General features: G+C 57.0%; 16 protein-coding genes. 6 read left to right on the forward strand and 10 right to left on the reverse strand.

The window, feature by feature from the left end; translation table 11 throughout:
* Positions 1–22: 22 nt before the first annotated feature.
* Positions 23–766 carry a MerR family transcriptional regulator gene (locus G7090_RS15150; protein ID WP_166182954.1) on the reverse strand — a complete coding sequence of 248 codons (744 nt, stop codon included), beginning with the start codon at positions 764–766 and terminating at the stop codon, positions 23–25.
* A gap of 114 nt (positions 767–880) precedes the next feature.
* Positions 881–2,101 (reverse strand): diguanylate phosphodiesterase, encoded by a 1,221-nt coding sequence (locus G7090_RS15155; RefSeq protein WP_166182955.1) that lies wholly within the window; start codon positions 2,099–2,101, stop codon positions 881–883.
* A 304-nt stretch (positions 2,102–2,405) separates the two neighbouring features.
* Between G7090_RS15155 and ycgZ the strand changes: the two genes are divergently transcribed.
* The 3 genes from ycgZ (at position 2,406) to G7090_RS15170 (ending at position 3,416) form a co-directional block, all read left to right on the forward strand.
* A complete protein-coding gene (ycgZ, locus tag G7090_RS15160) occupies positions 2,406–2,645 on the forward strand; it encodes a regulatory protein YcgZ (protein ID WP_106993519.1) in 240 nt (79 codons plus the stop codon).
* A 139-nt stretch (positions 2,646–2,784) separates the two neighbouring features.
* Positions 2,785–3,099 (forward strand): hypothetical protein, encoded by a 315-nt coding sequence (locus tag G7090_RS15165; protein WP_106993520.1) that lies wholly within the window; start codon positions 2,785–2,787, stop codon positions 3,097–3,099.
* A gap of 50 nt (positions 3,100–3,149) precedes the next feature.
* Positions 3,150–3,416, forward strand: a complete 267-nt coding sequence (locus G7090_RS15170; RefSeq protein WP_242685386.1) for a biofilm development regulator YmgB/AriR family protein — start codon at positions 3,150–3,152, stop codon at positions 3,414–3,416.
* Positions 3,417–3,525: 109 nt separating this feature from the next.
* Here G7090_RS15170 and G7090_RS15175 read toward each other — a convergent pair whose 3' ends face one another.
* Entirely contained in the window at positions 3,526–4,053 is a 528-nt protein-coding gene (locus tag G7090_RS15175; protein ID WP_166182957.1) for a cytochrome b, read from the reverse strand.
* A gap of 356 nt (positions 4,054–4,409) precedes the next feature.
* On the opposite strand from G7090_RS15175, the gene yegQ reads away from it, so the two are divergent.
* From yegQ to yegS, 3 genes are all read left to right on the forward strand, one after another.
* Positions 4,410–5,771 (forward strand): tRNA 5-hydroxyuridine modification protein YegQ, encoded by a 1,362-nt coding sequence (yegQ, locus tag G7090_RS15180; RefSeq protein ID WP_106993521.1) that lies wholly within the window; start codon positions 4,410–4,412, stop codon positions 5,769–5,771.
* Positions 5,772–6,136: 365 nt separating this feature from the next.
* Positions 6,137–6,475 (forward strand): anti-adapter protein iraM, encoded by a 339-nt coding sequence (locus G7090_RS15185; RefSeq protein ID WP_166182958.1) that lies wholly within the window; start codon positions 6,137–6,139, stop codon positions 6,473–6,475.
* A gap of 127 nt (positions 6,476–6,602) precedes the next feature.
* Positions 6,603–7,502 (forward strand): lipid kinase YegS, encoded by a 900-nt coding sequence (yegS, locus tag G7090_RS15190; protein ID WP_106993523.1) that lies wholly within the window; start codon positions 6,603–6,605, stop codon positions 7,500–7,502.
* 120 nt (positions 7,503–7,622) lie between these two features.
* Here yegS and G7090_RS15195 read toward each other — a convergent pair whose 3' ends face one another.
* The 7 genes from G7090_RS15195 to fbaB all read right to left on the reverse strand — a co-directional run bounded on the left by G7090_RS15195 (position 7,623) and on the right by fbaB (position 15,285).
* Positions 7,623–8,396: an ABC transporter ATP-binding protein gene (locus tag G7090_RS15195; protein WP_106993524.1), complete on the reverse strand. Its 774-nt coding sequence runs from the start codon at positions 8,394–8,396 to the stop codon at positions 7,623–7,625.
* A gap of 9 nt (positions 8,397–8,405) precedes the next feature.
* Positions 8,406–9,278, reverse strand: a complete 873-nt coding sequence (locus G7090_RS15200) for an ABC transporter ATP-binding protein (RefSeq protein WP_371811703.1) — start codon at positions 9,276–9,278, stop codon at positions 8,406–8,408.
* A complete protein-coding gene (locus G7090_RS15205) occupies positions 9,241–10,146 on the reverse strand; it encodes an ABC transporter permease (RefSeq protein ID WP_106993525.1) in 906 nt (301 codons plus the stop codon). Before G7090_RS15205 ends, G7090_RS15200 begins: the two co-directional genes overlap by 38 nt.
* Entirely contained in the window at positions 10,143–11,180 is a 1,038-nt protein-coding gene (locus G7090_RS15210) for an ABC transporter permease (protein WP_166182959.1), read from the reverse strand. Before G7090_RS15210 ends, G7090_RS15205 begins: the two co-directional genes overlap by 4 nt.
* Entirely contained in the window at positions 11,177–12,793 is a 1,617-nt protein-coding gene (locus G7090_RS15215; protein ID WP_166182960.1) for an ABC transporter substrate-binding protein, read from the reverse strand. Before G7090_RS15215 ends, G7090_RS15210 begins: the two co-directional genes overlap by 4 nt.
* A gap of 33 nt (positions 12,794–12,826) precedes the next feature.
* On the reverse strand, positions 12,827–13,981 hold the full coding sequence (locus G7090_RS15220) for a mandelate racemase family protein (protein WP_106993528.1): 1,155 nt from the start codon (positions 13,979–13,981) through the stop codon (positions 12,827–12,829).
* A gap of 251 nt (positions 13,982–14,232) precedes the next feature.
* The gene (fbaB, locus tag G7090_RS15225) at positions 14,233–15,285 is read right to left on the reverse strand and encodes a class I fructose-bisphosphate aldolase (protein ID WP_106993529.1); all 1,053 of its coding nucleotides are present in this window, start codon (positions 15,283–15,285) and stop codon (positions 14,233–14,235) included.
* Between the last annotated feature and the right edge of the window lie 119 nt (positions 15,286–15,404).

Consider the following 15,404-nt stretch of genomic DNA (forward strand, 5'->3'; position numbering starts at 1 on the left):
CCCGCTGCGGCGGGTAAGCCGATCAGGCCGCGTTCGCCGCGCCGTATGCCCTGATGGCATAGCCCTGCTTTTGCCAGTGGTCCAGCTGCTGAAGCTGTTCTGGAGAAATCACCCGGCCCGTCCAGACCAGAATTTGTTGCCCGGGGAAGAACTCCGGATGGGGTAAATCAAGGGGTTCGGCAAAGACATCAATGCGCCAGCCTTGCTGGGATAAACGCCAGCCCTCCAGCCACAGACCGGTACGGTCCTCAATTCCCCACCCGATCAGTAATGCATCCCTGCCCGCTTTAACACGCGAGGCAGTGAGGCTTGATACGGCATGCTCAATCAGAATGCCATCCAGCAGACTGCGCATGGCGCGTGCAGTATCACGATCGAGGCTCAGGGTATTGCGCAGGGGCTCAAAGACGTTGTCAATCAGGGTATCCACCGGATGGAGCGCAATGAAGGCCGCCATTTTCGCACGCAGTTTGGTCGGGTTAACCTGACGTAAGGTACTAATCATCTCTTCCTGCAGCGCAGACCAGTCGCCGGGCTCAGGCGCTTTTCCTTGATCAAGCAGCGCTTTGACCTTGCCAACCGGCACGCCACGCTCAATCCAGCGCTTGATCTCTTCAATGCGCAGGATGTCGTCGTCATCAAATTGTCGATGCCCGCCTTCGCTGCGCTGAGGCTTGAGCAACCCGTACCGGCGCTGCCATGCGCGCAGGGTAACGGGGTTTATGCCGCAGCGTTCAGCCACATCGCCAATACTGTAAAAGGCCATCGATTCTCCCTTCCTGACCGATATATTCGTTACCCAAGGTAACGAATCTCACCGGGGTGTACAACTTGTTATATTGTACAACAGAATTGTATCACTGCCCGATGAGTATCAGTTTCAGAAGGTGTCGCGCGGCTCAGGCCATGACACAGGCGGGATGCCGGCAAGTTGAGGGTGGGCAAACAGGTGTCCCTGGAAGTGAGAAATCCCGGCGGATTCGAGCCACATCCACTCTTCTGGCTGCTCAACACCGACCACGGAGATCAGAATTTCCAAAGCTGTACAACATTTGATGATGGCCAGCACGATAGCCTGGCGTGGACCGCTCTTGTGCACGTCGCGGATCAGGTCACGGTTAATCTTAATCCGGTCTGGCTGGAACTGCGCCAGCAGCAGCAGCCCGGCAAAACCGCCGCCGAAGTGGTCGATGGTCACGCCGATCCCGGCGGCCTTTAACTCACGCACCGCACCGGTGAATTCGTCGAGACGGGAGATGACTTCGTTCTCCGTGAACTCCACCACGATCTGCTCAGGCACCAGCCCGTTGGCCTCTATCTCCTGAATCAGATAGCTGACCGCATTGGGCACGTTGACCAGCGTCATCGGGAGCAGGTTTACAGAGAGGCTCTGATCGCCCAGCCCCAGCGCGCTGGCCATCGCAAACGCAACGCTCTTACTTTTCAGGTCGGCTTCGTAAAGTTCATCCCCCACATACCCCTCGAACCAGTTCCGGGACAGGGCCCCTTCCGGGGTGCGGATCAGGGCTTCCAGCGAGACAATTTCCCGCGCCAGCGGATCGATAATCGGCTGGAAGGCAAAGTTGCACACCTCGCTGTAGCGCCGCGTCAGGGAACGAACGCTGGGGGCATCATTATCGGCAATAAAGTCCCACTGCTCCCCTGACGGCAGCTCAAAGTAGTTCTCTTTTTCACTCTCTTCGACGAAGGTTCTGAAGAACTGCAGCGACCTGTCGTTATAGGTCAACTGGTACTTGGTCGTGCCTTTATCCAGCACGTTTTGCAGGACCTCTTCAGGATCGTATCGACGTAAATCAAAGAGTTCCATACCGCACTTGCCGAAGCGCCGTGAGGGAGAATAATCGCACAGCAGCTCCACCACGTTGTGGTGGCGCGGGTCTTCACATATGGCGCGGTAAATGGCTCTTACGCTCTCCTCCGGCCCTTCCAGCAGCTGAAAAAAGAGCTTGCCGTTGAACAGAAGAATGCCGCTGACCCCGGCTTCGCTGTTCTTTTTGTTAGCTGCAACAACCATGTCTTCCAGCACAGTAACCGGTACGTGGTCACGGTAGTGACTACGGTAAATGATGGTAGTGAGCATATGTTTCCAATAGAGGAGGTGAATGAAAGTCCAAAGTATCAGATGGTTGGCGTTACGTCTTGTTAACCCATCCGGGGGTGACTACACCCTTTTTCTTTTGCGCAAATAACGGCAAAAATCACCGAAAATGTACAATATTTTCTTTCTTTTTTGCTCATTTTATTACAGTTAACGCATTGATATTTAGGGTTTAGCACGTATTGATCAAAATATATTTGTTAACTTGTACAATTAGCCTGTACAGTATTCATCAGTTAACAAGACATTAACCATTTTTTAGCTCTGCGGATTTCAGGAGTGACATATGCGCGAGAACGGGTTTGCACCGAATACAGCCAATGCCATTACCCAGTATTTTAATAAAGCAAACCAGCCTTCCCAGCAGGAAACGCTGGGACAAATCGTCGTGGAGCTCCTTCGGGAAGGGAAAATCCTCAACCGAAAATCCATCTGCACCCGACTGCTTTACCGGATGGAACAGGCAACGGATCAGGAAGAGGAGAGCCGTTACCAGACGCTGATTGGCCTGCTGTTTGATCGTTAAGAGACGTACGCCCACAGCTGCTAATTGAATTGTTTTCAAGTCAGTTTTTTCTTCGGGACAGTTTTTTTATACTGTCGCCACAGACTGACTTAATGCCGCAATTCCTCTTACAGGTAGGTGTGGCAACAGAGACGTAGTTATGAACAGAAGTGACCATGAACGACTTACTGATGAACTTATTGGCGAAGCCACTCTTTCTCTGCTTAAGGATAACGGCCCCATCAGCATGAAGCTTTTGCTGCAAAGGCTACAACAAATGTTATCGACAGAGCGAGACGGCCAGCGTCGGAATGTGCTTTCCCAAATTATCCTGGAAATTTCCAACGATGGTAAGGGCGGCGCGCAACGCAAGCCGATGAATGAACAGCAGGAATGGGACACGGATGGTCGAAACAACAGCAATGTGTATCCCCTGTTTGGCACCAGACAGCAAGCCGACAGCAAAAAACACTGACTGTATTATTCATTTATTAACCTAACCGGTGCGACACTATGAGTCAGGCAATGCTCCAGAAACCAGATTTTTATGAACAACTGCCTAATGCTGCGTTATCCAACTATTTCCGTAGCGCCGGTGGTTTGTTAGCCGAAGAGTGGGCGCTGCTTGAATCCATTGTGGGCGCGATTGTGGAGGCGAAGGAACCGCTGACCAACAAAGCGATCATCTTACGATTGATCCAGCAGATTGAGTCCACACGCGACGTTGTCAAAGCGGATATCATCCGTAAAACGCTGGAAATTATTGTGGATCATACCCAGGACGATCTCTAATCGCCCCGGTGAATGAAACGCCGACGGTACTGTCCTGCCGTCGGCGTTTTGTTATCTGAAGGATTTATTTCTCTCCCCTGCCGAATATCACCCCTCTGAAGTCACCCCTTTACAACATGCGACGCAAAATCTCGCGTTGGCCGCTGAGGGTGTATTTGATTACCGCCGCGACGTGCATGAGCAATATCACACCGAGTACGATGCAGCTCACCCGATGGATTTTGAAGAAGAAGTCGTTAATCACATCAACGTTAACGGGCCGGGAAACGTGGACTAAACCAAAGAAATGGTAGTCCTTATGCAGCATTAAAAACCCGCTAACCAGCACCAGCATGATTGTCAGGTAAAAGATTTCATGCAGAAACACCACCAGCTGTTTTTTACGGCCTGCCACGCTTGCAGGATATGGCACCGACGGGCGGAAGAAGCGCCAGATGAAGCGCACCAGCATAATAGGGGTTGCCAGGGTGCCAAGAGACATGTTCAGCACTGAGAAAAAGTGGAACCAGCGTGTCCCTTCCAGCGCATGAAGAATATACCCCATACACATGGCATAAATAATCACTGCCGCCACCACCCAGTGCATCAGACGGGAAAAAGGATCGTAACGATTCGCTACCCTACGTGAAACATGCATAAAAGATTGTCCTTAAAATTAAACCCTGAAAAGTAGCCTTCTACGGGTAATATGCTGTGATCATTAAGTTTTTGTGCGCAGCCTGCGCGGCAATCATCCCTGTGGGCCAGAACGGCTTTTCCAGGCGATATAATAGTCACCCCGGCTATGGCGAGGTATGAGAAACGGCGCGATGTCGTTGAGAATAAATAACCAGATGCATAAGGAAATTCTTAAGCCGGGACCTTAACTGCTCACCGGATAACGGTTTACCTCCCTGCCCCGCAGCGTTACAATGCCCGCCCTTAAAGTATGGGATCTCCTCCCGGCGCCCACCTGGTGTGCGCATCTGACCTGTCATCAGAACGAGAACAAACATGTTTAAACCGGAACTCCTCTCCCCGGCGGGAACGCTGAAAAATATGCGTTACGCCTTCGCCTATGGCGCCGATGCCGTCTATGCGGGCCAACCGCGTTACTCACTGCGCGTGCGTAATAATGAATTCAACCACGAGAATCTGCAGCTCGGCATCAACGAAGCCCACGCGCAGGGGAAAAAATTCTACGTGGTGGTGAACATCGCGCCGCACAACGCCAAGCTGAAAACCTTTATCCGCGACCTGAAACCGGTGGTAGAGATGGGGCCGGATGCGCTGATCATGTCGGACCCGGGTTTAATTATGCTGGTGCGGGAGAACTTCCCGGAGATGGATATTCACCTCTCGGTGCAGGCCAATGCCGTTAACTGGGCGACGGTGAAATTCTGGCAGCAGATGGGGCTGACCCGCGTGATCCTCTCCCGCGAGCTGTCGCTGGAAGAGATCGAAGAGATCCGCAGCCAGGTTCCTGAGATGGAGCTGGAGATTTTCGTCCACGGTGCGCTGTGCATGGCTTACTCTGGCCGTTGCCTGCTCTCGGGTTATATCAACAAGCGTGACCCGAACCAGGGCACCTGTACCAACGCCTGCCGCTGGGAATACAAGGTCCAGGAAGGGAAGCAGGATGATGTCGGCAACATCGTGCACAAGCATGAGCCGATCCCGGTGCAGACCATTGAGCCGACGCTGGGCATCGGGGCGCCGACCGACAGCGTGTTTATGATTGAAGAGGCCCAGCGTCCGGGCGAGTACATGACCGCGTTCGAAGACGAGCACGGTACCTACATCATGAACTCGAAAGATCTGCGCGCCATCGCCCACGTTGAGCGCCTGACCCAGATGGGCGTGCACTCGCTGAAAATCGAAGGCCGCACCAAATCCTATTACTACTGCGCGCGAACCGCCCAAGTCTATCGCAAGGCGATCGACGACGCGGCGGCGGGCAAACCCTTCGACCCGACCCTGCTGGAAACCCTGGAAGGGCTGGCGCACCGCGGCTATACCGAAGGCTTCCTGCGTCGTCATACCCATGACGACTACCAGAACTACGACTACGGTCACTCGCTTTCCGAGCGCCAGCAGTTTGTCGGTGAGTTCACCGGCGAGCGCAAAGGCCCTCTGGCAGCCGTGGCGGTGAAAAACAAATTCCTCGTGGGTAACAGCCTGGAGTTGATGACCCCGCAAGGCAACGTCAACTTCACCCTCGAACATATGGAAAACGGGAAAGGTGAAGCGGTATCGGTCGCGCCGGGAGACGGCCATACCGTCTGGCTGCCGGTGCCGGAAGATATTTCCCTGGATTATGCCCTGCTGATGCGTAATTTCACCGGAGAAAATACCCGTAATCCGCACGTCGGGTGATTTTAGGGGTTATTTTCTGGTATGAGATGATTCTTAGAATTCGATCACATACCGCTGCGTTTGATACGGGTATTATCTATGACGCTGAAAAACATAACCCATAAATGCTAGCTGTACCAGGAACCACCTCCTTAGCCTGAGTAATCTCCCTTACGCAGGCTAATTTTTTTGTCTCAAAAACGCCCCGCTCCCTTCTTACAGAACGCTATCACAACGCTTCCATAAGCGTCATTAATGTAAATTTATCTTTATTTTCAACGAGAAGTAACTGAAATCATCAATTTATTAAAGGCTGGGTATTCAGGCACATATAGAATGCTATTCTTCTTATGAATGAAATTTCACTTAAGGAGAAGGAGAAATATATGTACTGGGTGGTAGAAAACAGGATGGTGTGCCCTCGTACCGGAACAATATTCATTCACGTTCTGACTGTTAAAAATCTCAGATTGATAATCTGGTATAAAGGTGATTACTTTATCAGCACTGGCTCGGTTCTTATTACCGGCCCCTTCGGAATTGCCGTAGACGGCACATTAAGAAAGCTTCATATCCTGCGCACCTTCCCTTATAACGCTACCTTTTGGTCATCATTTGTCGCGAATTCGGGATGCCCTGGCAACGATGGCACCCTTATTACCCACTGCAAACATCACTCTGATTGTGTGTTCGCGTTATGCCCATATGGCGCCATCGCCTCATAAAAGTCCGGTCCGAGTGGCGCACGTTTTGGCTCGCCACTCATTTAATTTTTATCCTTTCATCCTCTTCTTACCCGCTTTTGTCCGCGCTGCGATACACTTTTGAAAGATCAGCACAGGAGCAATGTGGATGGCGACCTATCCGGCAAGTTTATTAATTCTGAACGGCAAAGGGACAGGCAACGACCTGTTGCGCGAAGCCGTGACGCTTCTTCGGGAAGAAGGAGTGGTGATCCATGTCCGCGTGACATGGGAGAAAGGTGATGCAGCCCGTTATATTCAGGAAGCGTGCGACCTTGGGGTGGAGACCGTCATTGCGGGCGGCGGCGATGGCACCATCAATGAGGTGGCGACGGCGCTGATAGACCTGCCCGACGCGCAGCGTCCGGCGCTGGGCATTCTGCCGCTCGGCACCGCCAACGATTTTGCCACCAGCGCCGGGATCCCCGAGAGCCTCGACAAGGCCCTGCAGCTGGCGATCGCCGGTAAAGCCACGGCGGTGGATATCGCCCGGGTCAACGACACTACCTGCTTTATCAATATGGCGACCGGCGGGTTTGGCACCCGTATTACCAGCGAAACGCCGGAGAAAATGAAAGCCGCACTGGGCGGTGTCTCGTACCTGATCCACGGTCTGGCGCGAATGGATTTACTCAAGCCTGATACGTGTGAAATTCGCGGCGAGAACTTTCGCTGGGAGGGCGATGCGCTGGTGATCGGTATCGGCAATGGCCGTCAGGCGGGAGGCGGGCAACAGCTCTGCCCGGATGCATTGATTAACGATGGACAGCTCCAGCTGCGCATTTTTTCCGCCAACGAACTGCTTCCGGCGCTGCTGACGACGCTGACCAGACCGGAAGAGAGCCCGAACGTCATCGACGGTCAGTCAGCCTGGTTTGAGGTCGTTGCCCCACACGGCATGACCTTTAATCTGGATGGCGAACCGCTGAGCGGCGATCATTTCCGCATCGCGCTGTTGCCTGGCGCCCTCCAGTGCCGGTTGCCGCCGGATTGCCCGCTTCTGCGTTGAATTTACGGGATTGGTGCGGCCGGTTCCCCCTCACCCCAGCCCTCTCCCTCAAGGGAGAGGGGGCAAGATCGTAGGCCGGGTAAGCGCAGCGCCACCCGGCATCAGGCCGCACCGAACCCACTAATACACCGCCACCTCCCGGGCCATCTCGCGGGAATACTGTTGGCTGGCGTTGACCAGCATCCGGGTGTAATCCGTTTGCGCCTGCCCTGCCACCAGGTCATCCACCGTCAGGGTTTCGAGGATCTTGCCGTATTGCATCACCGCCACCTTCTGGCACAGATGGGCGATCACCCCCAGGTCATGGGTCACCATCAGGTAGGTGAGCTTCGACTCACGCTGCAGCTCCGCCAGCAGGTTTAAGATCTCCGCCTGCACCGAGACGTCCAGCGCTGAGGTCGGCTCGTCGAGCAACAGCACCTGAGGTTCGAGGATCAGCGCCCGGGCAATCGCCACGCGCTGACGCTGGCCGCCGGAGAGCTGATGCGGATAGCGATCGCGGAAGGCGCGATTAAGGCCCACTTTATCCAGCAGCGCGTGAATGCGCCGATCCCGGTCGTTGATGCCGTGGATTTGCAGCGGCTCCTCCAGAATATCGCCGATGGTATGCCGCGGGTGCAGCGAACCGTAGGGATCCTGAAACACCATCTGCACCAGCCGACAGCGCTGGGGGCTGATGCGCCGCTCCAGCGGCTGACCGTTGATCGCCAGCGCCCCGTCCCAGTGGGTGAACAACCCGGCCAGGCACTTCAGCACCGTGGTTTTACCCGAGCCCGACTCCCCCACCAGGCCATAAATCTCCCCCGGCTGGACGTTAATATTGACGTCATACAACACCTGGCTGCGTTTCTCGCCTTCGCCAAAGGCCAGATTCAGGTTTTTTACCTCGATCATCTTCGCTCCTTATTCGGTCAGCCAGCTGGCCTGGCGCTGCAACACCGGCAGCACCGGGCGGCGGTGATTCATCTCCGGCAGGGCATTGATCAGCCCCTGCGTATACGGGTGCCGGGCGTTGTGCAGATCGCAGGCGGCAATCGACTCCACTACCCGCCCGGCGTACATCACCAGCACCCGGTCACAGAAGCTGCGCACCAGGTTGATGTCGTGACTGATAAAGATCAGCCCCAGCCCGCGGGACTGGACTAAATCATCCAGCAATCCCAGTACCTGCAGGCGCACCGAGACGTCCAGTGCCGAGGTGGGCTCATCGGCGATCACCAGTTCCGGGTCGGTGATCAGCATCATAGCGATCATGATGCGCTGCCCTTGCCCGCCGGAAATCTCGTGCGGATAGAGCTGATAGACCCGCTCCGGCTGGCGAATGCGCACCACATCGAGCATCTCCAGCACTTTGGCTTTCGCCTCCGCCTTGCGCCCCGGATGGTGGGTCAGCCAGGCCTCGGCAATCTGATCCCCGACGCAGACCACCGGGTTAAGGGAGTACTTCGGGTCCTGCATGATCATCGAGATACGCTTGCCGCGAATACCGCGCATCTGCGCCTCGCTGACCTTCTGCAAATCCACATCGCCAAACTGCATCCGGGTGGCGGTGATCTGCGCTTTGGCCGGGTGCAGGCGCAGCAGCGCCCGTCCGACGGTGGATTTGCCGGAGCCCGACTCGCCGACAATCGCCAGCTTCTCACGCCCCAGTTGAAAGGAGACGCCGCGCACCGCGTTGGTAACCGCGCGTCCGTTGATAAAGTCGATGTGCAGGTCACGCACGTCCAGCAGTGGCGCATCAGTTGCTGCGAGGATCGAGGATGTCACGTAAGCCATCTCCTAAGAAGTTGAACGCCAGGCTGTTAATCAGGATCGCCAGCCCCGGAATAGTCACTACCCACCAGCACTCCATCATGTAGGTGCGCCCGCTGGAGATCATCGCCCCCCACTCCGGCTCCGGCGGCTGTGCGCCGAGACCGAGGAAGCCGAGACCGGCGGCGGTCAGGATGATCCCGGCCATGTTCATGGTGATACGGATAATCACCGACGGCAGGCACAGGGGCACAATATGCCGCCACAGCACCCGTACCGGGGAGGCCCCCTGCAGACGCACGGCAGAGATAAAGTCGGCCTGGCGCAGCGAGAGGGTTTCGGCCCGGGCCAGACGGGCAATCGGCGGCCAGGCAGTGATGGTAATCGCAATCACCACGTGCTCCAGCCCCGGACCGAGGGCGGCGACAAACGCCAGCGCCAGCACCAGACTTGGGAAGGAGATAAAGATATCGGTAACGCGCATCAGCACCGCATCGACCTTACCGCCAAAGTACCCGGCGGTAACCCCCAGCAGCAGCCCCAGCGGGCCGACGGTCACGGAGACCAGCAGGACGATATAGAGCGTAATGCGCGAGCCGTACACCAGGCGGCTGAAGATATCCCGGCCAAACTCGTCGGTGCCGAACCAGTGTTGGGCGTTCGGCGCCACCAGGGCGTTATTCAGATCCTGTACCAGCGGGTTGTACGGCGCAATCCACGGCGCGAAGGCCGCGACGATCAACAGCAGCAGGATGATGCCGCCGCCAATCGCCGTCAGCGGGTTACGCGCCATCTGCCCGGCAAAGCCCAGCGAGCGACGGGCCATCCGCGCCAGACGCTGACGTCCTTCGCTGCGAACGGGTTGCAGGGGTGTATCCAGAGAAACGGTCATGATTTCGTCCTCGGGTCAAAGAGTTGATACAGCATGTCGGAGAGCAGGTTGAGCATCACGAAGATGATCCCCACCAGCAGGACGCAGCCCATCACCGCGTTCATGTCCCCCAGCAGCAGGCTGCCGGTAAGATAGGAGCCAAAGCCGGGCCAGGAGAAGACAGTTTCAATCAGCACCGCCCCTTCCAGCAGCGACCCGTAGGCCAGCGCCACCACCGTGAGTAACTGAACGAGGATGTTGCGGAACGCGTGGTTCCAGATCACCTGCCGCTCGGTTAACCCTTTCACCCGGGCGGTAATAATGAACTCCTGCGACAGCTGGGCCAGCATAAAGCTGCGGGTCATGCGGCTGATGTAGGCCAGGGAGTGGAAGCCCAGCAGCGAGGCCGGCAGCACCAGATGGTTAATGGCGTTCCAGAACACCGCGCTGTTGCCTGCCAGCAGGGCGTCGACGGTCATCAATCCGGTGCGACGCGGCACAAGGCCATCCAGGCCCAGATCCAGCCGTCCTGCACCGCCCACCCAGCCGAGCCAGGCGTAGAACAGCAGCAGCCCCATCATCCCGACCCAGAAGATCGGCGTGGAGTAACCGGCGAGGCTGATGATGCGCACCACATAATCTGAGACGCTGTTACGCCGTGCGGCGGCCAGCACCCCCAGGGGGATACCCAGACCGGCCCCGACAATAATCGCCATCGTCGCCAGCTCGAGGGTCGCCGGGAAGACGCGCATAATGTCATCCAGCACCGGTTTGCCGGTCAGCAGGGCATTGCCGAAATCGCCGTGCAGCAGGTTGTTAAGGTAGATACCGAACTGGGTCAGCAGGGACTTGTCAAAGCCCAGCTGCTGATAAACCTGCTGATAGGTGCTGTGGTCGGCATCCGGGCCGACAATCGCCAGCACCGGATCCACCGGCATCACCCGGCCAATAAAGAAGGTCAGCACCAGCAGGCCGAACAGGGTCACCAGCACCTGGGTTAGCCGTTTTGAGAAACGGCGGGTGCGGGAGCCCGGGGCGAGGATCACAACGCTCATTTTTCACCTCCGGTTTTGTACACTTCGCGCAGGAAGGTGGTGGCCGACGGATGCGACTGGAAGTTTTTGACTTCGTTGCGCACAACCACCGAATCAACCATCTGCGACAGCGGGAGCAAGGCCGGGATCAGCTGGTCGTAACGCACCTGGATCTGCTGGTAATCGGCGATCTGTTTCTGCGGATCGCGCTCCAGCAGGGCCTTGTCAATCATCTCGTTCAGCGGTTTGTCGTAAAAACCGGTGCGCCAGCCCTGGAAATTGGTCAGCCGGGCCTCGTCGCTGTTGTCAGGGTTGTAGACCAGCGCGCGCAGGCTGGAGTGCGGATGGGGCTCTACCCCGCTGCCGCCGCGTCCGACCAGCATGTCGAACTTGCGCTCGCGCATCGCGCCGTAGATCTGGTTCCCGGTGCCGGTGATGATTTTGGCGTTAATGCCCGCCTGCATCAGGGTGGACTGCACGGCGATGGCGATATTAAGGAACGGCTGATCTGCCAGCACCCGCAGGGTGGTGTCGAAGCCATCCGGGTAGCCCGCTTCTGCCAGCAGTTTTTTGGCGCGCGGGATATCCAGCTTGTAGCCGGGATCCGGCAGCGTTGACGGCATCCCGGCCTTGATCGGCCGCTGGTGCAGCACGCCGTAGCCCGGCATCAGCGCCTTGTTGATACCCTGATAGTCAATCAGGTAGCGTACCGCTTCGCGCACTTTCGGGTTGGCAAAGTGCGCCTCCTTCATGCTCATCGCCACGTAGTAGACCGTACCCTTCTGCACGGCTTCCACCGTCAGCTGCGGATCTTTACGCAGGGCGTTGATGTCCGCCACCGCCATGTTGCTGGCGATATCCAGATCGCCCTTCTCCACCATCAGGCGCAGGGTTTGCGACTCCTGGAAGTGGCGCAGGACCACGCGGTTCATCTTCGGCGCTTCGCGCCAGTAGGTCGGGTTGCGCTGCATGCGCAGTACGTCTTTGGCCTGCCAGGTGTCGAGCATAAAGGGCCCGGAACCGGCTTCGTTGGTGGTCAGCCAGCGGTTGCCCCAGTCGCTGTTGACCTCGTGGCTGAGTACCGTTTTGCGGTCCAGCACACCGAGGTTGCCCAGCGCGCCGAGGGAGTAGATCACCAGCTGCGGATCGTTAGCCTTCGGCAGGGTGAGCTGCACGGTGTGGTCATCGAGGGCTTTAATCTGCTGATCGATATTCTTCTTAGAAAACCCATAAGATTTCCACACCGAGGCCTGAGCCAGGTTCAGGTGCAGCAGGCGGCGCATCGACCACACCACGTCCTCGGCAGTGAGCGGGTTGCCGGAGTGGAAGGTGACGTTATCGCGCAGATGGAAGGTCAGGGTTTTACCGTCCGGGGAGATGTCCCAGGATTTCGCCAGCGCCGGTTTGACGTTGGTGAGGGTGTTGGGGTCCAGTTCCACCAGCGAATCGTAGAGATTGACCACAATGCCGACCACTTCGTTACCGGTCATCGCGGCCGGATCGAGAGTCAGCAGGTTGTTCATGTTCATACCGATGATGAGCTGATCGGGCGGCGTTTTTGCGTACGCCGCACCGCTCCCCATCATCAGCGCGAGCGCGAGTAAACACGCTCCGGTGAGGAGGGTTCTTTTCATGTATATATCGCCTGTAGGGTACGTTTTTATTTGTCAGTCGTGGCTGACGGTATTGGCTTCGATATACGCAAAATTAATGTCTTCGCCGAGTCCCGGGCGCGTCGGCAGGCTGACCATGCCTTCATCATCCATCGGGTCGATCAGGCTGTGCAGATACGCCGCCGGTTCGTCGTAATCGAGGAACGGGTGCAGCAGCCCGCGCTCATACCAGCGGCAGTTCTTGATGGCGCCAATCACCGCCAGGCTCGCCGCGCCGTTGCCGTGCACTTCGCAGTCCATGCCGAACGACTCTGCGAGGTTCGCCACTTTCAGGGTCGGCGAAATACCGCCGACACCGTTCGATCCGGCGCGCAGGATGTCGCAGGCCCCGGCTTTGATCCAGTCGGCGCGGCTGTGGTGCTTGCCGCCCAGGCTTTCCGGCCCGATGATCGGAATGGAGAGATTTTCCGCCAGCCAGGCATAGGAGGACATGCTCTCCTCTTCCATCGGCTCTTCGAACCACGCGAAGTTGAGCTTCTCCAGCTCCTTGCCGATGTACAGCGCTTCGGTGCGGCTGTACCAGTGATAGCCGTCGATCATCAGATCGATATCCGGGCCGACCGCTTCACGCACCGCAGCGCAGGCCTTGACGTCCATCTTTGGATTAGGAGCGAAGGAGACCGGCGGCATCCAGGTGTGCAGCTTGATGGCTTTGTATCCGCGGGCGACCAGCGTCTCGGCAAAGCTGGCGTACTCTTCCGGCGTGGACAGGCCACCCGGCAGGTCATCGCCGCACATAGTGCTGCCGTAGGCCGGGACTTTGTCGCGGTAGCCGCCGAGCAGTTTCCACACCGGCATATTGAGTTTACGGCCAATCAGATCCCACAGCGCCTGCTCCACAAACCCCAGCGCGCGTTCGGTCAGCTGATGGGCGCTGCCGCGCTGCCAGTGTGCCAACTCCTGCCAGATCTTCTCACGATTGAACGCGTCCTGGCCGACCATCACTTTACGAAAGAAGGTATTGACCACAAAAGGGCGCACCACTTCCGGTGGTGCAAATGAATACCCTTTGGTGCCATCGTCTGCGGTAATGGTCAGCATCGCCATTTTGGCCAGACTCTCCGGGCCCGGGTGGGAGTGCCCGGCAGTATCGGAGACACGGCGCGTGGGATACTGAAAGACGGTGACGTTTACAGATTCGATTTTCATTATTAGTCCTTAAAACAACGTAGGTTCAGTGCCTTTAGCATTTTGAAAAGCTGTTTCGAAACTAACTGTAAGCGCAAAATTCATCCACTGCCTTAGACAAATTCCGCTAAGCGCTGACCATTTCTTGTGCATCTGCACGGGGGGGAGTGACACTTTTCACAAAAGCCAGGGGAAGTGTGAAGTGGATCGGGAGGGATTTTTGAATGAAGTTTGTAGGCCGGGTAAGACGTAGTCGCCACCCGGCAGTATGGTTACGCGATGGTCACTTTCTTATCCAGATAGACATCCTGCACGGCGTTAATCAACTTCACGCCATCGGCCATCGATTTCTTAAACGCCTTGCGACCGAGGATCAGACCCATCCCGCCCGCGCGTTTATTGATAACGGCCGTGCGCACCGCATCGGTGAGATCGGTTTCCCCGCCTGCCGCGCCGCCGGAGTTGATCAACCCGGCACGGCCCATATAGCAGTTCGCCAGCTGGTAGCGCACCAGGTCGATGGGGTTATCGCTGGTCAGTTTGCTGTACACCCGATCGTCGGTATAGCCAAACTTCACCGCGGTATAGCCGCCGTTGTTTTCGGCCATTTTCTGCTTGACGATGTCCGCCCCGATAGTGGCCGCCAGATGGTTGGCCTGGCCGGTTAAATCGGCAGAAACGTGGTAGTCCGTCCCGTCTTTGCTGAAGGCCGGGTTACGCAGATAGGCCCACAGCACGGTCACCAGACCCAGCTCATGGGCACGCTCGAAGGCGGCTGAGATCTCTTCTATCTGACGGCGCGACTGCTCTGAGCCGAAATAGATGGTAGCACCCACCGCGACCGCGCCGAGGTTGAAAGCCTGCTCAACGCTGGCGTAAAGCGTCTGGTCATATTCGGTGGGGTAACTCAGGGTTTCGTTGTGGTTGAGCTTGACCAGGAACGGAATGCGGTGCGCGTAACGTCGCGAGACCGACGCCAGCACGCCGTAAGTGGAGGCCACGCAGTTACAGCCCGCCTCAATCGCCAGTTCCACGATGTTCTTCGGATCGAAATAGAGCGGGTTGGCGGCAAAGGACGCACCCGCGGAGTGCTCCACGCCCTGGTCCACTGGCAGGATCGACAGATACCCCGTCCCGCCCAGACGTCCGGTGTTGTACAGCGTCTGCATGTTTCGCAGCACCGCTGGCGGACGGTTGTTGTCCACCATCACGCGGTCGACGTAGTCGTGACCCGGCAGGTAAAGATGGTCGGCTGGAATGGTCATACAACGATGCTGTAACAGGCTGTCGGCATCTTTGCCCAGCAATTGCGTAATATCAGTCATGGTTTTCCTCCCGTCAGTGCCGACGTGATGTCGGCGCAAATTATCCAGGCTCACATTTTTGTGAGCAGACTAAGCCTGGTACTGCCTCTCCTCTATTTCCACCGCCCGCAGCGTTTTTT

It is taken from the genome of Leclercia sp. 29361 (genome assembly GCF_011290365.1).
Lineage (GTDB): Bacteria > Pseudomonadota > Gammaproteobacteria > Enterobacterales > Enterobacteriaceae > Enterobacter > Enterobacter tamurae.